Origin of the sequence: Pseudoduganella lurida (genome assembly GCF_007830455.1) — a bacterium.
In the GTDB taxonomy this organism is placed as follows: Bacteria; Pseudomonadota; Gammaproteobacteria; order Burkholderiales; family Burkholderiaceae_D; genus Rugamonas; species Rugamonas lurida.
In genome coordinates this window covers 194,184-213,687 of sequence record NZ_VLLB01000006.1, presented here as the reverse complement: position 1 = coordinate 213,687, position 19,504 = coordinate 194,184, and the positions used below count along the sequence as shown (strand labels likewise).

Sequence of the window (19,504 nt, the reverse complement as noted above, 5' to 3'; positions counted from 1 at the left end):
TTCTGGGAGTAGTGCGTGGTGATGAACAAGTGGTATGGACATCCGGTCTTCGTGGTCGCGGCCCTCATCAATGTCTTCGTGATGGGCCTGGCCATCGTCTGGTCCGGCGACCAGGCGGCGCTGTGGCGCCTGCTGGTGGAAGACGGCATCGTCGAATGGATGCAGTTCCTGTGCTTCGCCGTAACCTCCGGCCTGCTGGCGTTTGCCGCCGTCGAGCACTGGCAGCGCGTGCGCCGCATCGACCTGGTGCTGCTGGCGCTGGCCGGCATGTCGCTGGTGGTGGCGTTGGCCGCGCTGGAAGAGATCAGCTGGTTCCAGCGCATCCTGCACATCGCCACGCCGGACTACTTCGTCCAGAACAACCGCCAGGGCGAGACGAACCTGCACAACCTCGCCATCGGCAAGAGCGGCAGCATCCACAAGACCATCCTCGTCAAGCTGATCGTGCTGGTCGGCCTGACGCACAATATCGTGCTGCCGCTGCTGGCCCGCACGCGTCCCGCGATCCGCACCTTCGTCGAGAAGTTCGGCCTGTACCTGCCGCCGCTGTGGCCATCGGTGCTGTACGTGGCGCTGGTGATCCTGTCGAACGTGGCGGTGGACCACCCGCGCAAGGGCGAGCTGAGCGAAACGTTCGGCGCCATGCACTACCTGACCTCCGTGTTCGCCGCCTACTTCCTCGGCGTGAACTACGGCCGTCCGCCCATCTTCGAGAACCTGACCGACCGGCGCCGCGTGGCCACGCTGTTCGGCATGCTGCTCGTGTTCCTGCTGCTCACCGGCTGGCTCCTCAGCGCCGGTGCCGGCGCCGGCTCCTACCTCGCCATCCATCCTGACGGCGGCAAGGGCTGATGGACTACTGCCGAGCCCGTGTCCACCAAGGGGTCAACCCCGAAATCGGACACGAGCTCGACCGTAAAAGCCTTCGGAAGCAATCGCTAGTGCTCAGTTCGTGTCCGAAAATGGGGTTGACCCCAAGGTGGACACGAGCTGAGCCGTAGCGCTAGCCCCGTTGCCGGTCGTGGTGCCACAGCACGTCGCTGCCGCCGGCGTGGCGGTTCAGTACGCGGGCCAGCACGAACAGCAGGTCGGACAGGCGGTTGACGTACTGGCGCGGATGCTCGTGCAGCGTTTCCTCGCTTCCCAGCGTGACGATGCTGCGCTCGGCGCGGCGGCAGACGGTGCGGCACACGTGGGCCAGCGCGGCGGCGCGGGAGCCGGCCGGCAGGATGAATTCCGTCAGCGCCGGCAGCGTGCCGTTGTACTTCTCCAGCAGCGCATCCAGGCGCTCCACGTGTTCTTCCTTGATCAGCTGGTAGCCGGGGATGCACAGTTCGCCGCCCAGGTCGAACAGGTCGTGCTGGATCGTCACCAGCTCCTCGCGCAGCGCGTCCGGCAGCGGTTCGCACAGCAGCACGCCCAGGTTCGAATTGAGCTCGTCGACGTCGCCCATCGCATGCACGCGCACGCTGTCCTTGCGGGTGCGGCTGCCGTCGCCCAGTCCCGTGGTGCCGTTGTCGCCGGTGCGCGTGGCGATCTTCGATAGTCGGTTGCCCATAGGGTCTCCATGTCCGTGTAAGTGGTTTGAATCGTGCGAGGATACGCCAGATTGCCCTACAATCGGCTCATGCGCGCCCAGTTCGACCATCCGCCCCCCATCGTCAGCGCCTTGCAGGCCGTGCTGCCCGTCGGCTGCGTGCTGTTCCGGCTCGAGGACACGCGCCCGTACGAATGCGACGGCCTGTCGGCATTCCGCCAGCCGCCGCTGGCCGTGGCGCTGCCGGAGGACGAGATGCAGGTGCTGGCCGTACTGGACGTGTGCCGCGGCCACGGGGTGCCGGTGGTGCCGCGCGGCGCCGGCACGGGCCTGTCGGGCGGCGCGATGCCGATGGAGGATGGCGTGGTGCTATCGACCGCGAAGCTGAACCGCATCGTGCGGCTCGATGCCATGTCCCGCACGGCCGTCGTGCAGCCCGGCGTGCGCAACCTGGCGATCTCGGAGGCGGCCGCGCCGTACGGGCTGTATTACGCGCCCGATCCGTCGTCGCAGATCGCCTGCACGATCGGCGGCAACGTGGCGGAAAACTCCGGCGGCGTGCACTGCCTGAAGTACGGCCTCACGGTGCACAACGTGCTGCGCGTGCGCGTGGCCACCATCGATGGCGAGATCGTCGAACTGGGCAGCGAAGCGCTCGATGCGCCGGGCCTCGACCTGCTGGCCGTGTTCATCGGCTCGGAAGGCATGCTGGGCATCGTTACGGAAGTGACGGTGAAGCTGGTGCCGAAACCGGCCGTGGCGCGGGTGATCATGGCCTCGTTCGGCGACATCGTCACCGGCGCGAATGCGGTGGCCAGCGTGATCGCGGCCGGCATCATTCCGGCGGGGCTGGAAATGATGGACCGCACGTCGTCGCGCATGGTCGAACCGTTCGTGAACGCCGGCTACGATCTCGATGCGGCGGCGATCCTGCTGTGCGAGGCGGACGGCACGCCGGAAGAGGTGGAGGACGAGATCGCGCGCATGAGCGCCGTGCTGCGCGAAGCCGGCGCGGGCGCCATCACCGTCTCCACCAGCGAGGCCGAGCGCCTGCGCTTCTGGTCCGGCCGCAAGAACGCCTTTCCCGCCGCCGGCCGCATCTCGCCCGATTACTACTGCATGGACGGCACCATCCCCCGCAAGCACCTGGCCCATGTGCTGGCCGGCATCGCGCAGATGGAAGTGAAGTACGCGCTGCGCTGCGCCAATGTATTCCATGCCGGCGACGGCAACCTGCATCCCCTGATCCTGTTCGATGCGAACCGGCCCGATGAACTGGCGCGCGCGGAAGCGTTCGGCGCCGAGATCCTGGCGCTGTGCGTGGCCGTGGGCGGCACCATCACGGGCGAGCATGGCGTGGGCATCGAGAAGATCGATTCGATGTGCGTGCAGTTCCGCCCGGCCGAACTGACGGCCTTCTTCGGCGTCAAGCACGCCTTCGACCCGGCCGGCCTGCTCAATCCGAACAAGGCCATCCCCACGCTGCACCGCTGCGCCGAATTTGGCCGCCTGCACGTGAAGCATGGCGCGCTGCCCCATCCCGACCTGCCGCGGTTTTGAACGATGAACCTCGAACCATGAGCCTCGACCCATGAGCCTCGACGATTTCCGCGACCGCATCCGGTCCGCCAGCGCTTCGGCGACGCCACTGCGCATCGTGGGCGGCGGCACCAAGGACTGGTATGGCGGCCCGCTTGCAGGCGCGCCGCTCGACACGCGCGCGCACGCCGGCATCGTCGACTACGAGCCGACGGAGCTGGTGATCACGGCACGCTGCGGCACGCCGCTGGCGGAGATCGAGCGGGTGCTGGCGGGCGAGCGGCAGATGCTGGCCTTCGAGCCGCCGCGCTTCGGCGCCGGCTCCACCATCGGCGGCGTGGTCGCGGCAGGCATGTCCGGCCCGCGCCGCGCCACGGCCGGTGCCCTCCGCGACTTCGTGCTGGGCGCGCAGCTGATGGACGGCAGGGGCGAGCTGCTCAACTTCGGCGGCCAGGTGATGAAGAACGTGGCGGGCTACGACGTGTCGCGCCTGCTGGCCGGTTCGCTCGGCACGCTGGGGCTGATCACGCAGGTGTCACTGAAGGTGCTGCCGGTGCCGCTGTGCGAAACCACCCTGCGCTTCGAGCTCGATGAAATCACCGCGCTGCGCCGGCTGAACGAATGGGGCGGCCAGCCGCTGCCGCTGTCGGCCAGCTGCTGGCATGCCGGCCTGCTGACGGTGCGCCTCTCCGGTGCCGATGCGGCTGTCGATGCGGCAGTGCGCCGGCTCGGTGGCGAGCGCGTGACGGATGGCGAGACATTCTGGACGGCGCTGCGCGACCAGGCGTACTGCTTCTTCGGCAGGTCGCCCCTGTGGCGCCTCTCCGTGCCGCCGAATGCCAGCGCGCTGGTGCTGGGCGGCGAGCAGCTGATCGAGTGGGGCGGTGCGCAGCGCTGGCTCGGCGATGTCCATGCCAGCGCCAGCGAGATCCGCCGCACGGTGGCTGCTGCGGGCGGCCACGCCACGCTGTACCGCGCCGCCGACAAGTCCGCCGGCGTGTTCCATCCATTGGCACCGGCGGTCGATGCCATCCACGCGCGGCTGCGCGCCACGTTCGACCCGGCCGGCATCTTCCACCGCGGCCGGATGAACTGATTTCCACTGCTCCCATGCAAACCAATCTCGCCGATTTCATCCAGGGCACGCCGGCCGGTGACGAGGCGGAAAGCATCCTGCGCGCCTGCGTGCACTGCGGCTTCTGCACGGCCACCTGTCCCACCTACCAGCTGCTGGGCGACGAGCTCGATGGCCCGCGCGGCCGCATCTACCTGATCAAACAGGTACTGGAAGGCGCGCCCGTCACGCGCAGCACGCAGCTGCATCTGGACCGCTGCCTCACCTGCCGCAACTGCGAGAGTACCTGTCCGTCCGGTGTGCGCTATGGCCGCCTGGCGGACATCGGGCGCGACATCGTCGAACAGCGCGTGCCGCGCAAGCTGCCGGACCGCATCCGCCGCTGGGTGCTGAAGGAGGGCCTGTCGCGCAAGGCGCTGTTCACGCCGGCGCTGCGTGCGGGGCAGCTGCGCCGGCCGCTGCTGTCGCCGGCACTGCAGGACAAGGTGCCGCCGCGGCAGCCTGCATCGCCCTGGCCCACGCGCACCCACGAGCGCAAGATGCTGGTGCTGGCAGGCTGCGTGCAGCCCGGTCTCGCGCCGAACATCAATGCCGCCACCGCGCGCGTGCTCGATGCGGTCGGCGTGCAGCTGATGGCGGCACCGCAGGCCGGCTGCTGCGGCGCCGTGCGCTTCCACATGAACGACCAGGCCGGCGGCCTGGAACACATGCGCCGCAATATCGATGCGTGGTGGCCTCACGTCGACCAGGTCGAGGCGATCGTGATGACGGCCTCCGGCTGCGGCGTCACCGTCAAGGAATACGGCCACCTGCTGGCGCACGATCCGGCCTATGCCGCCAAGGCCGCGCGCATCTCGTCATTGACGCGCGACCTGGCCGAAGTGCTGCCTGCCTTCGAGGCCCGGCTGGTAGGGCGCGTGAAGGGGGAGGGCGGTCCTGTCGCCTATCACCCGCCCTGCACGCTGCAGCACGGCCAGCAGATCCGCGGCGCGGTGGAAGGGCTGCTGCGCGCATTGGGTGTCGAGGTGCGGCTGTGTGCCGATGCGCACCTGTGCTGCGGGTCGGCCGGCACCTACTCGCTGCTGCATCCGGAACTGGCCACGCAGCTGCGCGACCGCAAGCTGGCGAACCTGGCGGAGACGGATGTCCCGCGCATCGTGTCGGCCAACGTGGGCTGCATCCATCACCTGCAGTCGGGCACCGGCACGCCGGTGGAGCACTGGATCGAGCTGGTGGACCGCCTGATCGCCTGATCGCCTGGCCGGATGACCGTGGCGGGGCCTAGCTGCCGACGAACTGCGGCAGGCGTGCCAGGGCCGTCTCGCTCCACGGCGCGGCCAGTGGCTCCTGCAGGCTGGCGCTGATCCACTCGGGCGCGGCCACGAAGCCATCGGCCCATGCCGGCACGTCGTCCGGCGGCATGGGGCGCGCGATGCCGTAGCCCTGCGCGAGATCGCAGCCGAGCCGGATCAGCAGCTCGCCGTGCGCCACCGTTTCCACGCCTTCCGCGATCACGCCGCGGTTGAAGGCACGCGCCAGGCCGATGACGGCCGAGACCAGGTGCAGGTCGTCGCGGTCCTCCAGCATGTTGCGCACGAACCCCTGGTCGATCTTCAGCACGTCCGCCGGCAGGCGCTTCAGGTACGACATCGACGAGTAGCCGGTGCCGAAATCGTCCAGCGCGAAGCGGATGCCGAAGGCCTGGCACTCCTGCATGATGGCGCGCACATGCGCCACGTCGTGCAGGGCCGACGATTCCAGGATCTCCAGCTGCAGCAGCCGGGGCGGCACGCCGGGGAATTCGTCGAGGATGGCGCGCAGCTGCCGCACGAAGTCGGGCCGCTGGAAATGGCGCGCCGCGATGTTCACGCTGACGGCCCATTCGCGGCCGGCCGCGCACCACTGCTCCACCTGCGCCAGCGCGCGCCGCAGCACCCATTCGCCGATGTCCGCGATCAGGTCCGTATGCTCGATGGCGGGCAGGAATTCGAGCGGCGCCAGCAGGCCCCGCGCCGGATGCTGCCAGCGCAGCAGCGCCTCCATGCCGACCACGCGGCCGTCGCGCAGGTTCACCTTCGGCTGGTAGAACAGGCGCAGCTGGTCCGCCAGCAGCGCCTCGCGCACTTCGGTGCGCCGGTTGTGGTGGGTGCGCACCTGCTCGTCCGCCGCCGCGTCGAAGAAGTGCACCTTGCTGCGACCCTGCATCTTGGCCTGGTACAGCGCCTGGTCGGCATGGCGCAGCAGGTGGTCCGCGCTCAGTTCCGCGCCGGTGCACAGTGCCACGCCGGCACTGGCCGTGAGCGGGATCGCGCGGCCACCGGCATGGTAGACGCGGGCCAGCGACTGCATCAGGCGCTCCAGCGCCCGCTCCACGTCGGCGCGGCTGGCCTGGTCGCGCAGCAGCAGCACGAACTCGTCGCCGCCCAGGCGCGCCACGTAGTGATGCGCGCCGGCGAAATCGTGCAGCCGGCTGGCGGCCTGCTTGAGCACCTCGTCGCCCAGGCCCTGGCCACCGCTGTCGTTCACCAGGCGGAAGTGGTCCAGGTCGAACAGGCACACGGCCAGCAGCACCTGCTCGTCGCGGGCACGCGCGATCTCGTGTTCGAAGCGGGGTTCCAGCGCCGTGCGGTTCGGCAGCCCCGTCAGCACATCGTGATGGCTCTGCCACGACATCTGCTGCATCAGGTGGCGCCTCTCGCTCACGTCGCGGAACACCAGCACGATGCCGGGCGAGGCCTGCTCCGCCGGGGTGTCCTCGTGGCGGATCGGCGCGGCCGTGTATTCCACCGTGTAGCGCTCGCCGCGGCGATTGCGCAGGCTCTGGTCGCGCGCCGTGACCACCGGACCGCCGGCCTCGATGGCTGACAGCGTTTTCAATAGCGTGTGCTGGCCGAAGTTGTTCGCCAGCGTGAACACGCCGTGCAGTGCGCGGCCCTGTGCTTCGGCGGCCGTGAAGCCGGTGAGCCGTTCGGCGGTGCGGTTCATCGTGAGGACAAGGCCGCCCGGGCCGGTGGCGATGACGGCGTCGCCGATCGAGGCAAGCGTGACTTCGATGCGTTCCTTCTCCGCATGCAGGCTGCCCATCAGTTCCTGGATGCGCGCCGCCATGCCATTGAAGGTGGTGGCCAGTTCGCGCACTTCCGGAAAGCCGCGCACCGGCAGGCGCACGGACAGGTCGCCGTCGCGGAACGCGCGCGTGGCGGCCACCACGTGGCGCATCATGCGGCGCGTGACATGGATCATCAGGCCAAGCAGCGAATAGATGAGGAAGATGTTGAGGAGGGTGACAAGCACCTGCTTGCGCAGCGCGCGCCAGGCGGCGTTCAGCGCGGGCGTGGGACTGAAGGCGGCATGCAGCTCGCCTGCCGCCTGCACGGGCACCACGTAGTCGATCGGCGCGATGCTGGCCATGCGGGGAAACCAGTTAGGGTAGGCGGGCTGCGTGCCGGCCTGCTGCACCCGGGTCGCGTGGCCGGCGGCACTCCATGTGACGGTGGTCAGCGCGTGGCTTTCCGTGAGCGCGCCCTGCAGTTGTGCGGACAGCAGCGCCGCGTCATTCACATCGATGGCGATGCGCGCCTGCTGCAGCAGGCGGGACAGCGTCTGCTGGGATTCGAGCGCGAACTGGTGGCGTGCCTGGGCCGATTCGGATTCGACCAACAGCGTGTAGCGGAGGCTGACGATGGTGACGATCAGTACGGTAATCGGCACGAACAGGCGGGCGTACAGGCCCATCTTCATCCAGCGGCGGAACAGGTATGCAGGCAGTGACATAGCGGATCGACAGGGATAACCGCTGGTCATTATTACTTATAATGAAATGCTTATGGATGAGATTGTGAAATCGGATCGAAATATGGTACTGAGGAAATATCGCCGTAGCTGATTCGCCGTTTCAATGAAATCGCCATGGCTTATTTGGCTAAAAGTGCTTCGATGTCGGCGGCGATTTCTTCGGGTCGGGTGGCCGGCGCATAGCGGTGTGCAACGGAGCCGTCGCGGCGAATGAGAAACTTTGTAAAATTCCACTTGATCGCTTCCGTCCCCAGCACGCCCGGTGCTGCATGTTTCAGGTGCTGCCACAGCGGATCGGCCGCCGCGCCGTTCACGTCCACCTTGGCGAACAGGGGAAAGGTGACGCCGAAGTTCTTCTCGCAGAACGCACCGATGTCCGCCGGCGTGCCCGGCTCCTGGGCACCGAACTGGTTGCAGGGGAAGGCCAGTACTTCGAAGCCCTGCGCACGGTAACGCTGGTACAGCCGCTCCAGGCCCGCGTACTGCGGTGTAAAGCCGCAGGCGCTGGCGGTGTTCACGATCAGCAGCACCTTGCCGTCGTACTGCGCCAGGTGCACGGGCTGGCCGGCCAGGCTGACGGCCGGGAAGTCGAAGACGGTGCTCATCGCGGGACCGGCGCGCTTCAGATGAGGCCCAGGTGGGCCGTGCCGGCGGACAGGTCGCGGTTTTTCGCGTCCTTGCCTTCCAGCTTGATGGCCAGGCGCAGGTCGTTCACGGAGTCGGCGTTGCGCAGCGCATCCTCGTAGCTGATCCGGTCCGCCTCGTACAGGTCGAACAGCGACTGGTCGAAGGTCTGCATGCCCAGCTCGCGCGACTTCTTCATGAGCTCCTTGATCTCGTGGACCTTGCCCTGGAAGATCAGGTCCGACACCAGCGGGGAGTTCAGCAGGATCTCGATGGCCACCGCGCGGCCCTTGGTTTCCTTCAGCGGCACCAGGCGCTGCGAGATCATGCCCTTCAGGTTCAGCGACAGGTCCATCAGCAGCTGCTGGCGGCGCTCCTCGGGGAAGAAGTTGATGATGCGGTCGAGCGCCTGGTTGGCGCTGTTGGCGTGCAGCGTGGCCAGGCACAGGTGGCCCGTCTCGGCAAACGCGATGGCGTGGTCCATCGTTTCGCGGTCGCGGATCTCGCCGATCTGGATCACGTCCGGCGCCTGGCGCAGCGTGTTCTTCAGCGCGATCTCCCAGTCTTCCGTGTCGACGCCCACTTCGCGCTGCGTGACGATGCAGTTGTGGTGCGGGTGGACGAATTCCACCGGGTCCTCGATCGTGATGATGTGGCCGTAGCTGTTGGCGTTGCGGTAGCCGACCATCGCGGCCAGCGTCGTCGACTTGCCCGAGCCGGTGGCACCCACCATGATCACCAGGCCGCGCTTGGACATCACAACGTCCTTCAGCACCTCCGGCAGGCCGAGATCATCCAGCACGGGGATCGAGCTGTTGATGGTGCGCAGGACCATGCCCACGGCGCTCATCTGCACGAAGGCCGAGACGCGGAAGCGCCCCAGGTCGCCGGGGCTGATGGCGAAGTTGGCTTCCTTGGTCTGCTCGAAGCCGGCCGCCTGCTTGTCGTTCATGATGGCGCGGGCCAGATCGGCCGTGTGCGAGGCCGTCAGCGGCTGGGCCGAGACGGGCGTGAGCTTGCCGTCGATCTTGATGGCGGGCGGGAAGCCGGCCGTGACGAACAGGTCCGACCCCTTCTTGTTCACCATCAGGCGCAGCAGGTCGAACATGAACTTGGATGCCTGGTCGCGTTCCATGGTGGGGTCCTTGTATTGGCTTAGCCGGGGAAGTTTTCGGGGATCTTGGCGGCGGCGCGGGCGCTGGCGGCCGAGATCACGTTGCGGCGCACCAGGTCCGTGAGGTTCTGGTCCAGCGTCTGCATGCCGGCATTGCTGCCGGTCTGGATCGACGAATACATCTGCGCGATCTTCGCTTCGCGGATCAGGTTGCGGATGGCCGGCGTGCCCACCATGATTTCATGGGCGGCCACGCGGCCGGCGCCGTCCTTCGTCTTGAGCAGCGTCTGCGAGATCACGGCCTGCAGCGATTCGGACAGCATCGCGCGCACCATCTCCTTCTCTTCGGCGGGGAACACGTCGACGATGCGGTCGATCGTCTTCGCGGCGGACGAGGTGTGCAGCGTGCCGAACACCAGGTGGCCCGTCTCGGCGGCGGACAGCGCCAGGCGGATCGTCTCCAGGTCGCGCAGCTCGCCGACCAGGATGGCGTCCGGATCTTCCCGCAGCGCCGAGCGCAGCGCATTGTTGAACGACAGCGTGTGCGGCCCGACCTCGCGCTGGTTGATCAGGCACTTCTTCGACTCGTGCACGAACTCGATCGGATCCTCGATGGTGAGGATGTGGCCATACTCGTTCTCGTTGAGGTGGTTGACCATCGCCGCCAGCGTGGTCGACTTGCCCGAACCGGTGGGGCCCGTGACGAGCACCAGGCCGCGCGGCTTCAGCGCGAAGTCGGCGAAGATCTTCGGTGCGTTCAGGTCTTCCAGCGTGAGGATCTTGGACGGGATGGTGCGCAGCACCGCCGAGGCGCCGCGCTCCTGGTTGAACGCGTTCACGCGGAAACGCGCCAGGCCCGGGATGTCGAAGCTGAAGTCGATCTCGAGCATCTCCTCGTAGGTCTTGCGCTGCGAGTCGTTCATGATGTCGTAGATCATGCCGTGCACGTCCTTGTGCTCCAGCGGCGGCAGGTTGATGCGGCGGACATCGCCGTGCACGCGGATCATCGGCGGCAGGCCGGCGGACAGGTGCAGGTCGGAGGCCTTGTTCTTCACGGAGAAGGCGAGCAGTTCGGAGATGTCCATTTATAATCCCTAGGCCTAGAAAATAACGCCAGCTTGAAACGCTGGCGCACTGATTATGTCCGGAATCGAAGAGCGTTTGCAAGCTGTCGAAAAGACCATTGTCGCCGCGTGCGACGAGGCGCGGCGCCCGCCTGCCGGTGTGCGGCTGCTGGCCGTGTCGAAGACCTTCGGGCCCGATGCGGTGCTGGCTGCCATCGCTGCCGGGCAGCGCGCGTTCGGCGAGAACTATGTGCAGGAAGGCGTGGACAAGATCCGCGCCGTGGCTGCTGCCATGACGGATGCCGCACCGGGCCATGCGCTCGAGTGGCATTTCATCGGCCCCATCCAGAGCAACAAGACGCGGCCCATCGCCGAGCACTTCGGCTGGGTGCATACCGTCGAGCGCGAGAAGATCGCCACGCGGCTGGCCGAACAGCGGCCGGCGGAGCTGCCGCCGCTGAACGTGTGCGTGCAGGTGAACATCAGCGGGGAGGGCAGCAAGAGCGGCGTCGCGCCGGACGAGGTGGCGGCGCTGTGCGAGGCCGTGGCGCGCCTGCCGCAGCTGCGGCTGCGCGGGCTGATGGCGATCCCGGAACCCGCGGAGGACTTTGCTGCGCAGCGCGCGCCGTTCGCGGCGATGCGCACGCTGTTCGACCGGCTGCGCGAACGCTTCGGCCCGGACTTCGACACGCTGTCGATGGGCATGTCGGCGGACCTGCGCGCGGCCATCGTCGAAGGGGCGACCGTCGTGCGCGTCGGCAGCGCCATCTTCGGCGCGCGCCACTATCAACCTTGAGGAGTTCCATGAAGATTGCATTCATCGGCGGCGGCAACATGGCTGCCGCACTGATCGCCGGCCTGGCCGGCAAGGTGACGCCTGGCACGAACATCCACGTCGTCGATCCCAATCCCGCGCAGCTCGAGGCGCTGCATGCCGCGCATGGCGTGACGACGGGTGCGTCGATCGATGCGGCCGTCACGGCGGCGGAAGTGATCGTGCTGGCCGTGAAGCCGCAGGCGATGCGCGAGGCTGTCGCACCACTCGTGCCCTTGCTGGCGCAGGCGGGGCACAAGCCACTGGTGCTGTCGATCGCGGCCGGCATCCGCAGCGCCGACCTGGCGCGCTGGCTGGGCGGCTACGATGCCATCGTGCGCTGCATGCCGAACACGCCGGCACTGATCGGCATGGGCATCACGGGCCTCGTCGCAGCGGGCGGCGTGAACGTTGCGCAGCGCACCGCGGCTGACCAGGTGCTGCGCGCCGTCGGCGGCACCGTGTGGCTCGACGACGAAGCGCAGATCGATGCGGTGACGGGCGTTTCGGGCAGCGGTCCGGCCTACGTGTTCTACTTCATCGAGGCGATGCAGCAGGCGGCCGTCGAACTGGGCCTCTCCGCGGCGCAGGGACTCGAGCTGGCCAAGGCCACCTTCACCGGCGCCGCGCAGCTGGCCGCGCAATCGTCCGAGCCCGTGGCGCTGCTGCGCGAGCGCGTCACCTCGAAAGGCGGCACCACCTACGCCGCCCTCACCAGCATGGAGGCGAGCGGCGTGAAAGCGGCCATCATCACCGCCGTGAAAGCCGCCGCCGCCCGCGGCCACGCACTCGGCGACGAGCTGGGCCGCGACTAACGGCCCAGCCCGTGTCCACCGTGGGGTCAGACCCCGACTCGGACACGGCCTCGACCATGATCCAGCCGCTAAACGGTTGAGCTTGTGTCCATGTCGGGGTCTGACCCCGAGGTGGACACGGGCTCGGCCGTAAACGCAAAAACGGCCCGCGAGGGCCGTTTTGCTGCGGGCGACGAGAATCAGTCGCGCGAGATGATCACGCCGGCCAGCACGCCGACGACGGCGCCGATGACCACGGCGCGCCATGGGTTGTCCTGTACGTAGGTGTCGGCGCACTGCGCTGCCAGCTTGCTTTTTGCCAGCACGCTGTCTTCCAGCGTCAGCAGGTTGGTCTTGGCGTTGCGCAGCGTGTCCTTGAATTGCGTCTTCGCTTCATCGACGGTGTCCGCGCCGGTGCTGGCGGCGCCGCGCAGCCACTGTTCGGCGTCGCCGATGGCGGTTTTCAGGTCGCCCATCAGGCGGTCGCGTGCTGCCGTGCTGTCGCTGTCGGATTGATACGTGCTGCCGTTGCCGCTCGTCGTGCCATTGTTCGTCTGGTTCATGGTCGCCTCTTGTTCGGTTGGTTGAATGTCGGCGGCAAGCAGGCGCGCTGTCGACTTTTCCTGCCATCGTAACGGGAAGTTACTCCCGTCCGGACCTAGCGCAGTGCGTAGTCGAGCGCGATACCTGCGAAAACTGCCGCTCCCAGGTAATTATTGTGACGGAACGCGGCAAAACATGGCGCACGTTCGCGCCCGCGGATCAGGAAGTAATGGTAGATGGCGCATCCGGCGGCGATCGCGATGCCCAGGTAGTAGGCCACGCCGAGGCCGAAATGCCGGCCGGCGGCCAGCAGGATCGCCAGGTGCACGCCGTAGCACAGCATGATGATGGCCACGTCGAGGCGCCCGAAGGTGATGGCCGAGGTCTTGATGCCGATCTTCAGGTCATCGTCCCGGTCGACCATCGCATACTCGGTGTCGTAGGCCACGGCCCAGAACACGTTCCCCAGCAGCAGTAGCCAGGCCCACGGGGGCACGGTGTTCTGCACGGCCGCAAACGCCATCGGGATGCCGAAGCCGAACGCGATGCCGAGATAGGCCTGCGGGATCGCGAAGAAGCGCTTGAAGTAAGGGTAGGTGCCGGCGATGATCACGGCAGCCACCGACAGCTGCTTGACCAGCGCATTCAGCGGCAGGATCAGCAGGAACGCGGCGATCGCCAGGCCGGCCGCAATCGCCAGCGCTTCCTTGCCGCTCACCCGCCCACTCGTGATGGGACGGTCCACTGTGCGCTTCACGTGACGGTCGATGTCCTGGTCCGCGTAGTCGTTGATGGCGCAGCCGGCGGAGCGCATCAGGAACGTCCCCAGCGTGAAGATGACGAGGAGGCGCCAGTCCGGCACGCCGCCGGAGGCCAGCCACAGGGCGGCCAGCGTGGGCCACAGCAGCAGCACGGTGCCGATCGGCTTGTCCAGCCGCACGAGGCGGAAGTACAGCTGCAGCTTGGTCGGAGAAGAAGCGGTGGCTTGCATGGGGTCTCAGGCGGTGGCCGGGTCGAGATTGGTCACGCCTGGCAGGTCGATGCCGGCGATGGCTTCGCACAGCGCGTCGATGGCGGCCTTGCGCGTGAAGCTCTTGCGCCAGACGATGACGACGCGGCGCGATGGCACCGGCTCCTCGAACTCGCGGAACTGCAGCAGGCTGTGTTTCGGGTTCATGTCCGGCACGGAAGCGCGCGGCAGCACCGTCAGGCCGATGCCGGAAGCGACCATGTGGCGGATCGTCTCCAGCGACGAGCCTTCGAAGGTGCGCTGCATGCCGTTGCCGGGCGACGCGTAGCGCGCCATCTCGGGACACACTTCCAGCACCTGGTCGCGGAAGCAGTGGCCGGCGCCCAGCAGCAGCATCGTTTCGCTCTTGAGGTCCTCGGCGGGGATGCGCTCCCGCTTCGTCCACGGGTGCGGGCCGGGCATCGCCACGACGAACGGCTCGTCGTACAGCGCCTGCATCGCCATGCCGTGGTCCGGCAGCGGTAGCGCCATGATGGCCGCATCGAGCTCGCCCTGGCGCAGCAGTTCCAGCAGCTTGACCGTGTAGTTCTCCTGCAGGATCAGCGGCATCTGCGGCACGTTGTCGATCATCGCCTTCACCAGCGGTGGCAGCAGGTACGGGCCGATGGTGTAGATGACGCCGAGCCGCAGCGGGCCGGCCAGGGGATCCTTGTTCTGCTTGGCCAGTTCCTTGATGGCGGCCGTCTGTTCGAGCACGCGCTCGGCCTGCGCGATGATCTGCGCGCCCAGCGGCGTGACGGAGATCTCCGTGCCGCCCCGTTCGAACAGCGTGACGCCCAGTTCATCCTCCAGCTTCTTGATCGCGACCGACAGCGTGGGCTGGGCCACGAAGCAGGCTTCCGCCGCATGGCCGAAATGGCGGGCGCGGGCAACGGCGACGATGTATTTCAGTTCGGTGAGTGTCATGACTTTCCTGCAGGGCGCGGAGCACGATATTGTAACGGAACGCACTGCCGGCGCAGGCACGGGCCGCCGGGGCCGGATGCGGCCTCTATAATCATGGATTCTTTCAGCCGAGTTCCCTCATGCCCCGTTTCGAAGACAAGATCTGCAGCCGCGCCGACCTGCCGGCCCGCATCGCCGCCCTGCCCAAGCCCGTGGTGCTGACCAACGGCGTGTTCGACATCCTGCACCGCGGCCATGTGACGTACCTGGCGCAGGCGCGCGAGCTGGGCGGCTCGCTGGTGGTGGCCGCGAATACCGATGCTTCGGTCAAGCGGCTCGGCAAGGGCGACGACCGGCCGCTGAACGTGCTGGACGATCGCATGGCACTGCTGGCCGCGCTGGAATCGGTGAGCCTGGTGGTGCCGTTCGACGAGGACACGGCGCTGGAGGTGGTGCAGGAGGCGCGTCCGGAAATCTACGCAAAGGGCGGCGACTACGACATGACGGCAATCCCCGAAGGGCGGGCGGTGATCGGCTATGGCGGCAAGGCCGTCGCCATCGACTTCGCGCACGACCGTTCGACCACCAAGCTGCTGGCGAAGGTGCGGGAGTTCGGCGGCTGATGTCCTGGTTCAGTGCTGCAGGATGGTGATCGCGCCATCCGGCTCCAGGAAGGCGCATTTCATCTTGTGCAGCGGGCAGTCGGCCTGACGCAGCGCCTGCTCGACATCGCCCTCGGCCACGCGGCACTTCTTGATGACGTCATCGTAGATCTTGCCGTCGCGCCCCAGCAGCACCGGGCGGCCGTCCACGAGTTCCGCGATCTTGCGGCTGCGCGAGGTGGCCACCGCGAACAGCACGTTCAGCGCGATCAGCGTCGCGGCGATGATGAGACCACCGGGCAGCGAATTGTCGCCTCCCGACAGCGAATTCGATACGCCCTCGGACAGCAGCATCACAACGAGCAGGTCGAACGGCGTGAACTGGCCGATCGTGCGCTTGCCCGTGATGCGCACCATGACCAGCAAGAAGCAGTAGATTGCGGCCGCCCGCACGACGAACTCCCACCACGGCAAATCCATGTCGAACATAGCAACCTCCACCTGAGTTAGATTGCTTATACGACTTTGCGTGCAATTATGCCAACACCGTTGGCTTCTATGGCCGAGTTCGTGTCCACCGTGGGGTCAGACCCCAACATGGACACGAGCTCGGCTTTAAGAAGTGGCTCGAATGTCGCAGCAGCGCGGCTGACGGTCTTGGCCGATACCCCAAAGTGGGCTGCGATGGCAGGCATCGTGTACGCGGTGGAGAAATAGGCGCGTGCCATTGCCTCATTCCTGTTGACGTAACGACGCTGATACTCTTCCAGCGACAACGCTAACCGGCGGCATCTCGCAGCGGTATCCAGGCCGCGTGCACCGTGGTCGACCAGGGGATCCGCCGGCATCTCTTCGCTGTTGACAAATGCCCGGTACCGCATTGCCGCATGCTTTCTGTCACCGTCACCAAACTGGCTGATCAGCCAGTCATCGTCCAGCCAATCGAGAGGATGGGCGAGGCCGGAGGTGTGTGGATAGCTTCCCCAACGCCACTCCTGGGCCGACTTTACGAGCTCGGCACGTACCGGATTCCAGGCGACATACCGGGCGGTTGCCAAAAGCTGCGTTTCTCGACGCATGAGGACAGTGTGGAAGCGCCCCTGTATGACGTGCCCAACCAGATTGTGACGCCAGTTGAACTTCTGCCCGTAGGTTCCGTTCAGGTAGCGCATCCCGTCAGACAGATTGCCTTCCGTCGTTTGCACGATCATGTGGTAGTGATTGGGCATCTGGCAGAACGCATGCACGGCAAAGTTGAAGCGTTCAACTGTTGCCGCAAGTTGATCCTGCCAGATTTGATAATCGCGAACGTCGAGATAGATATGCGCGCGTCGGTTGCCACGGGAAGTCACGTGATACAACGCGCCGGGGTATTGGATGCGGGGAGCTCGGGCCATCCAGCAAAGCTAGCACGGGTGAGTTCGCTGGGCGTGAGGTGCATCACCAAACTTCGATAGCAATGGATGAGCTCGTGTCCATGTCGGGGTCTGACCCCAAGGTGGACACGGGCTCGGCTGTTACGCCCCGCCGGCGTAGCCGTTCTGCCGCCAGGCCTCGTACACGACGACGGCGACGGTGTTGGAGAGGTTCAGGCTGCGGTTGTCCGGGCGCATGGGCAGGCGGATGCGCTGGGTGGGCGGGAAGGATTCGCGGAACTCGGAGGCCAGGCCGCGTGTTTCGGAGCCGAAGATGAACACGTCGCCCGGCTGGAAGGCCAGCTGGCCGAACGGGGTGGAGCCGTGCGTCGTCATCGCGAACAGGCGCGCGGGGTCGGGCGAGACGGCGGCCAGGAAGGCGGCCCAGTCCTTGTGTACCTGCATGCGCGCGTACTCGTGGTAGTCGAGGCCGGCGCGGCGCAGCTTGGCGTCGTCCAGCGGGAAGCCGAGCGGTTCGATCAGGTGCAGCTGCGCGCCTGTGTTGGCGCACAGGCGGATGACGTTGCCGGTGTTCGGCGGGATTTCGGGATTGACCAGCACTACATGGAACAACTTGCTCTCCTTTAGAGGTGGGGCGGCGTGCGCGCAAAGACCAGGTTCGTGACGCGCGCGGCGCCATGGCGCTTGAACACGGCGGCCAGCTCGCCCAGCGTCTGGCCGCTGCTCATCACGTCGTCGACGATGCCGATGTGCCGGCCCTCGACCAGCGCGCGGTCGGGAATCGCGAACACGTGGGCGACGTTGGCGCGCCGGCTGCCCCCATGCAGCTTGCTTTGTGCGGACGTCTCCTGCACCCGCACGGCAAGCCGCGGCTCCACGGCGATGTCCAGCAGGCGGCCCAGTGGCCGTGCGATTTCGAGCGCCTGGTTGAAGCCGCGCCAGGCCAGCCGCCCCGCACCCAGCGGCACGGGACACAGCAGGGCCGGCGCGACGAAGCCGGGCGTGGCGCGCACCGCATCGGCCAGCAGCTCCGCGAACAGCCGCGCATGCGCCAGCTGGCCGCCGAACTTCAGTTCGAGCACGAGGCGGTCGAGCGGCAGCGCATACGAGGCGGCGACCACTGTCGCGTCATAGGCGGGCCGGCGCGCCAGGCAGCGCCCGCAGGCCACCGCCACCGAAGCCGTCGAAGCGACTGGCAACGGCGCCGCCACCGACGCCCCACCGGCAGCACCGCCACCGGCAGCACCGCCAACACCCGCACCGACAACGTCAGCACCGCCAACACCCGCGCCGACAACGTCAGCACCGCCAACACCCGCACCGCCAACGCCTGCACCGGCAACGCCCGCACCGCCAACGCCCGCACCGCCACCAGCTGTCCCTCCAGCAGCCGCACCATCCAGCCCGGCGCCAGCCCATGCCGCCGCAGACGACACCCCGGCACCCAAGCCCGCAGCCACCGCATCCGGCAGCGCCGACCACCCCACCGGATCCGCACAAACCGGGCACCGGATCTCACCGCCACCCAGGCACTGCGCCCGGCAAGCAGCGCACAAAGCCGCCCGTCCATGCATCCCGCACAGCACGCACGCGGAGGGCAGCAGCGCAGCCAGAATGGTGTTCGCGGCAGAGGCCAGCATCGTCGCTCCAGGCAGTCCGGCGGGCGGCATTGTAAACTGTCCCATTATCGTCCCCCTGTCCAGAGCCATGCAAGAGCGTCCCCCCAAGCTGTCCGCCCCGATCGACCTGGAACGGGTCCGGGCCATTTTCTCCCGTCCGGACAAATTGACCGAAGCCGAATTCCTGCGCCGCGAGATCGCCCACCGCATGCTCGAGCGCCTGCAGCTGGTGCGCCTGGCGCCGCAGCGCGTGCTGGATGCCGGCTGCGGCGCCGGTGCGGACCTGGCCGTGCTGCAGAAGCAGTACGCGGCCGCGCAGATCGTCGGCGTCGATCTGTCGGAGCCCATCCTGCGCGGCGTCGACGGCCAGCAGGCCACGGGCCTCAACCGCTTCATCAGCCGCCTGTTGCCGGCCAAGAGCGGCATCGACGTCGTCTGCGGCGACTTTGCCGACCTGCCGCTGGCGCCGAACAGCGTGGACCTGGTGTGGTCGAACCTGGCGCTGCACTGGCACCCGCAGCCGGACCGCGTGTTCGCCGAATGGCGCCGCGTGCTGCGCGTGAACGGCCTGCTGATGTTTTCCTGCTTCGGGCCCGATTCGCTGCAGGAAGTGCGCACCGCCTTTGCCGACATCGATCTTGCACCGCACACGCTGCCCTTCGTGGACATGCACGACTTCGGCGACCAGCTGGTCGAGGCGGGCTTCTCCACCCCTGTCATGGACATGGAGAAGATCACCGTCACCTACGAAGATGCCGGCAAACTCCTGGCCGACGTGCGCTCCCTCGGCGGCAATCCGCTGACGACGGCCCGCAAGGGCCTGCTCGGCAGGGCGGCCCACGCGCGCCTGCTGGCCGCCTTCGAGAAAGGCCGTCGCGCCGACGGCAAGCTGGCCCTTACGTTCGAGGTCATCTACGGGCACGCCTTCCGCCCCCAGGCCCGCATGACGAAGGATGGCGAAGCCATCGTCCGCTTCGCGCCCAAGGCCCCGAAATAAGGCTCCTATAAGAGAAGTTCATGCCGCGCCGCACCATTAACAGAAGGGCAATTTGCCTTGATCAGGCAAAGTGTTACTGCTTATAATCCCTGACTG

General features: G+C 67.2%; 20 protein-coding genes. 8 read left to right on the top strand and 12 right to left on the bottom strand.

Translation table 11 applies throughout. The features are described from left to right. Positions 1-21: 21 nt before the first annotated feature. Positions 22-852 (top strand): hypothetical protein, encoded by an 831-nt coding sequence (locus IP91_RS17890; protein ID WP_229474598.1) that lies wholly within the window; start codon positions 22-24, stop codon positions 850-852. 151 nt (positions 853-1,003) lie between these two features. On the opposite strand, the gene IP91_RS17885 is transcribed toward IP91_RS17890, so the two are convergent. Continuing rightward, a complete protein-coding gene (locus IP91_RS17885) occupies positions 1,004-1,558 on the bottom strand; it encodes a cob(I)yrinic acid a,c-diamide adenosyltransferase (RefSeq protein ID WP_145650452.1) in 555 nt (184 codons plus the stop codon). Positions 1,559-1,627: 69 nt separating this feature from the next. Here IP91_RS17885 and IP91_RS17880 point away from each other — a divergent pair, with 69 nt between their 5' ends. Genes IP91_RS17880 through glcF form a run of 3 tightly spaced genes read left to right on the top strand, consistent with a single transcriptional unit; the run spans position 1,628 to position 5,404 of the window. After that, entirely contained in the window at positions 1,628-3,097 is a 1,470-nt protein-coding gene (locus IP91_RS17880; RefSeq protein ID WP_145650451.1) for an FAD-linked oxidase C-terminal domain-containing protein, read from the top strand. 31 nt (positions 3,098-3,128) lie between these two features. Further along, a complete protein-coding gene (gene glcE, locus IP91_RS17875; protein ID WP_145650450.1) occupies positions 3,129-4,172 on the top strand; it encodes a glycolate oxidase subunit GlcE in 1,044 nt (347 codons plus the stop codon). A 14-nt stretch (positions 4,173-4,186) separates the two neighbouring features. After that, on the top strand, positions 4,187-5,404 hold the full coding sequence (glcF, locus tag IP91_RS17870; RefSeq protein ID WP_145650449.1) for a glycolate oxidase subunit GlcF: 1,218 nt from the start codon (positions 4,187-4,189) through the stop codon (positions 5,402-5,404). A gap of 28 nt (positions 5,405-5,432) precedes the next feature. On the opposite strand, the gene IP91_RS17865 is transcribed toward glcF, so the two are convergent. From IP91_RS17865 to IP91_RS17850, 4 genes are all read right to left on the bottom strand, one after another. Further along, positions 5,433-7,925, bottom strand: coding sequence for an EAL domain-containing protein (locus IP91_RS17865; RefSeq protein WP_229474595.1), 2,493 nt, complete (start codon positions 7,923-7,925; stop codon positions 5,433-5,435). A gap of 140 nt (positions 7,926-8,065) precedes the next feature. Then, positions 8,066-8,551, bottom strand: a complete 486-nt coding sequence (locus tag IP91_RS17860) for a glutathione peroxidase (protein WP_145650448.1) — start codon at positions 8,549-8,551, stop codon at positions 8,066-8,068. Between the two features lie 17 nt (positions 8,552-8,568). Further along, positions 8,569-9,705 carry a PilT/PilU family type 4a pilus ATPase gene (locus tag IP91_RS17855; RefSeq protein ID WP_145650447.1) on the bottom strand — a complete coding sequence of 379 codons (1,137 nt, stop codon included), beginning with the start codon at positions 9,703-9,705 and terminating at the stop codon, positions 8,569-8,571. Between the two features lie 20 nt (positions 9,706-9,725). After that, a complete protein-coding gene (locus IP91_RS17850) occupies positions 9,726-10,769 on the bottom strand; it encodes a type IV pilus twitching motility protein PilT (protein ID WP_145650446.1) in 1,044 nt (347 codons plus the stop codon). Positions 10,770-10,824: 55 nt separating this feature from the next. On the opposite strand from IP91_RS17850, the gene IP91_RS17845 reads away from it, so the two are divergent. After that, positions 10,825-11,544, top strand: coding sequence for a YggS family pyridoxal phosphate-dependent enzyme (locus IP91_RS17845; protein ID WP_145650445.1), 720 nt, complete (start codon positions 10,825-10,827; stop codon positions 11,542-11,544). Positions 11,545-11,552: 8 nt separating this feature from the next. Continuing rightward, positions 11,553-12,377, top strand: a complete 825-nt coding sequence (proC, locus tag IP91_RS17840) for a pyrroline-5-carboxylate reductase (protein WP_145650444.1) — start codon at positions 11,553-11,555, stop codon at positions 12,375-12,377. A 179-nt stretch (positions 12,378-12,556) separates the two neighbouring features. Here the strand turns inward: proC and IP91_RS17835 are convergent, their stop codons facing one another. The 3 genes from IP91_RS17835 to IP91_RS17825 all read right to left on the bottom strand — a co-directional run bounded on the left by IP91_RS17835 (position 12,557) and on the right by IP91_RS17825 (position 14,835). Then, complete coding sequence (locus IP91_RS17835; protein ID WP_145650443.1) at positions 12,557-12,919, bottom strand: ElaB/YgaM/YqjD family protein; 363 nt, start codon at positions 12,917-12,919, stop codon at positions 12,557-12,559. A 95-nt stretch (positions 12,920-13,014) separates the two neighbouring features. Continuing rightward, positions 13,015-13,890: a 4-hydroxybenzoate octaprenyltransferase gene (gene ubiA / locus IP91_RS17830; RefSeq protein ID WP_145650442.1), complete on the bottom strand. Its 876-nt coding sequence runs from the start codon at positions 13,888-13,890 to the stop codon at positions 13,015-13,017. 6 nt (positions 13,891-13,896) lie between these two features. Beyond that, positions 13,897-14,835, bottom strand: a complete 939-nt coding sequence (locus tag IP91_RS17825; RefSeq protein ID WP_145650441.1) for a hydrogen peroxide-inducible genes activator — start codon at positions 14,833-14,835, stop codon at positions 13,897-13,899. A gap of 119 nt (positions 14,836-14,954) precedes the next feature. Here IP91_RS17825 and IP91_RS17820 point away from each other — a divergent pair, with 119 nt between their 5' ends. Next, positions 14,955-15,437, top strand: coding sequence for an adenylyltransferase/cytidyltransferase family protein (locus tag IP91_RS17820; RefSeq protein ID WP_145650440.1), 483 nt, complete (start codon positions 14,955-14,957; stop codon positions 15,435-15,437). 9 nt (positions 15,438-15,446) lie between these two features. Here IP91_RS17820 and IP91_RS17815 read toward each other — a convergent pair whose 3' ends face one another. The 4 genes from IP91_RS17815 to IP91_RS17800 form a co-directional block, all read right to left on the bottom strand. Beyond that, positions 15,447-15,905 (bottom strand): DUF421 domain-containing protein, encoded by a 459-nt coding sequence (locus IP91_RS17815; protein ID WP_145650439.1) that lies wholly within the window; start codon positions 15,903-15,905, stop codon positions 15,447-15,449. A gap of 26 nt (positions 15,906-15,931) precedes the next feature. Beyond that, positions 15,932-16,813, bottom strand: coding sequence for an REP-associated tyrosine transposase (locus IP91_RS17810; protein ID WP_145650438.1), 882 nt, complete (start codon positions 16,811-16,813; stop codon positions 15,932-15,934). A gap of 120 nt (positions 16,814-16,933) precedes the next feature. After that, the gene (gene trmL / locus IP91_RS17805; protein WP_145650437.1) at positions 16,934-17,404 is read right to left on the bottom strand and encodes a tRNA (uridine(34)/cytosine(34)/5-carboxymethylaminomethyluridine(34)-2'-O)-methyltransferase TrmL; all 471 of its coding nucleotides are present in this window, start codon (positions 17,402-17,404) and stop codon (positions 16,934-16,936) included. Between the two features lie 11 nt (positions 17,405-17,415). Then, positions 17,416-17,991 carry a ComF family protein gene (locus tag IP91_RS17800; protein WP_199754635.1) on the bottom strand — a complete coding sequence of 192 codons (576 nt, stop codon included), beginning with the start codon at positions 17,989-17,991 and terminating at the stop codon, positions 17,416-17,418. 508 nt (positions 17,992-18,499) lie between these two features. Here IP91_RS17800 and IP91_RS17795 point away from each other — a divergent pair. Next, the gene (locus IP91_RS17795; protein ID WP_145650436.1) at positions 18,500-19,408 is read left to right on the top strand and encodes a methyltransferase domain-containing protein; all 909 of its coding nucleotides are present in this window, start codon (positions 18,500-18,502) and stop codon (positions 19,406-19,408) included. The last annotated feature ends 96 nt before the right edge of the window (positions 19,409-19,504 follow it).

What these genes read in the sequence shown, in the direction of transcription:
- IP91_RS17890 (WP_229474598.1), top strand. Translation starts at nt 22, where the DNA reads ATGAACAAGTGGTATGGACATCCGGTCTTCGTGGTCGCGGCCCTCATC.
- IP91_RS17885 (WP_145650452.1), bottom strand. Translation starts at nt 1,558, where the DNA reads ATGGGCAACCGACTATCGAAGATCGCCACGCGCACCGGCGACAACGGC.
- IP91_RS17880 (WP_145650451.1), top strand. Translation starts at nt 1,628, where the DNA reads ATGCGCGCCCAGTTCGACCATCCGCCCCCCATCGTCAGCGCCTTGCAG.
- glcE (WP_145650450.1), top strand. Translation starts at nt 3,129, where the DNA reads ATGAGCCTCGACGATTTCCGCGACCGCATCCGGTCCGCCAGCGCTTCG.
- glcF (WP_145650449.1), top strand. Translation starts at nt 4,187, where the DNA reads ATGCAAACCAATCTCGCCGATTTCATCCAGGGCACGCCGGCCGGTGAC.
- IP91_RS17865 (WP_229474595.1), bottom strand. Translation starts at nt 7,925, where the DNA reads ATGTCACTGCCTGCATACCTGTTCCGCCGCTGGATGAAGATGGGCCTG.
- IP91_RS17860 (WP_145650448.1), bottom strand. Translation starts at nt 8,551, where the DNA reads ATGAGCACCGTCTTCGACTTCCCGGCCGTCAGCCTGGCCGGCCAGCCC.
- IP91_RS17855 (WP_145650447.1), bottom strand. Translation starts at nt 9,705, where the DNA reads ATGGAACGCGACCAGGCATCCAAGTTCATGTTCGACCTGCTGCGCCTG.
- IP91_RS17850 (WP_145650446.1), bottom strand. Translation starts at nt 10,769, where the DNA reads ATGGACATCTCCGAACTGCTCGCCTTCTCCGTGAAGAACAAGGCCTCC.
- IP91_RS17845 (WP_145650445.1), top strand. Translation starts at nt 10,825, where the DNA reads ATGTCCGGAATCGAAGAGCGTTTGCAAGCTGTCGAAAAGACCATTGTC.
- proC (WP_145650444.1), top strand. Translation starts at nt 11,553, where the DNA reads ATGAAGATTGCATTCATCGGCGGCGGCAACATGGCTGCCGCACTGATC.
- IP91_RS17835 (WP_145650443.1), bottom strand. Translation starts at nt 12,919, where the DNA reads ATGAACCAGACGAACAATGGCACGACGAGCGGCAACGGCAGCACGTAT.
- ubiA (WP_145650442.1), bottom strand. Translation starts at nt 13,890, where the DNA reads ATGCAAGCCACCGCTTCTTCTCCGACCAAGCTGCAGCTGTACTTCCGC.
- IP91_RS17825 (WP_145650441.1), bottom strand. Translation starts at nt 14,835, where the DNA reads ATGACACTCACCGAACTGAAATACATCGTCGCCGTTGCCCGCGCCCGC.
- IP91_RS17820 (WP_145650440.1), top strand. Translation starts at nt 14,955, where the DNA reads ATGCCCCGTTTCGAAGACAAGATCTGCAGCCGCGCCGACCTGCCGGCC.
- IP91_RS17815 (WP_145650439.1), bottom strand. Translation starts at nt 15,905, where the DNA reads ATGTTCGACATGGATTTGCCGTGGTGGGAGTTCGTCGTGCGGGCGGCC.
- IP91_RS17810 (WP_145650438.1), bottom strand. Translation starts at nt 16,813, where the DNA reads ATGGCCCGAGCTCCCCGCATCCAATACCCCGGCGCGTTGTATCACGTG.
- IP91_RS17795 (WP_145650436.1), top strand. Translation starts at nt 18,500, where the DNA reads ATGCAAGAGCGTCCCCCCAAGCTGTCCGCCCCGATCGACCTGGAACGG.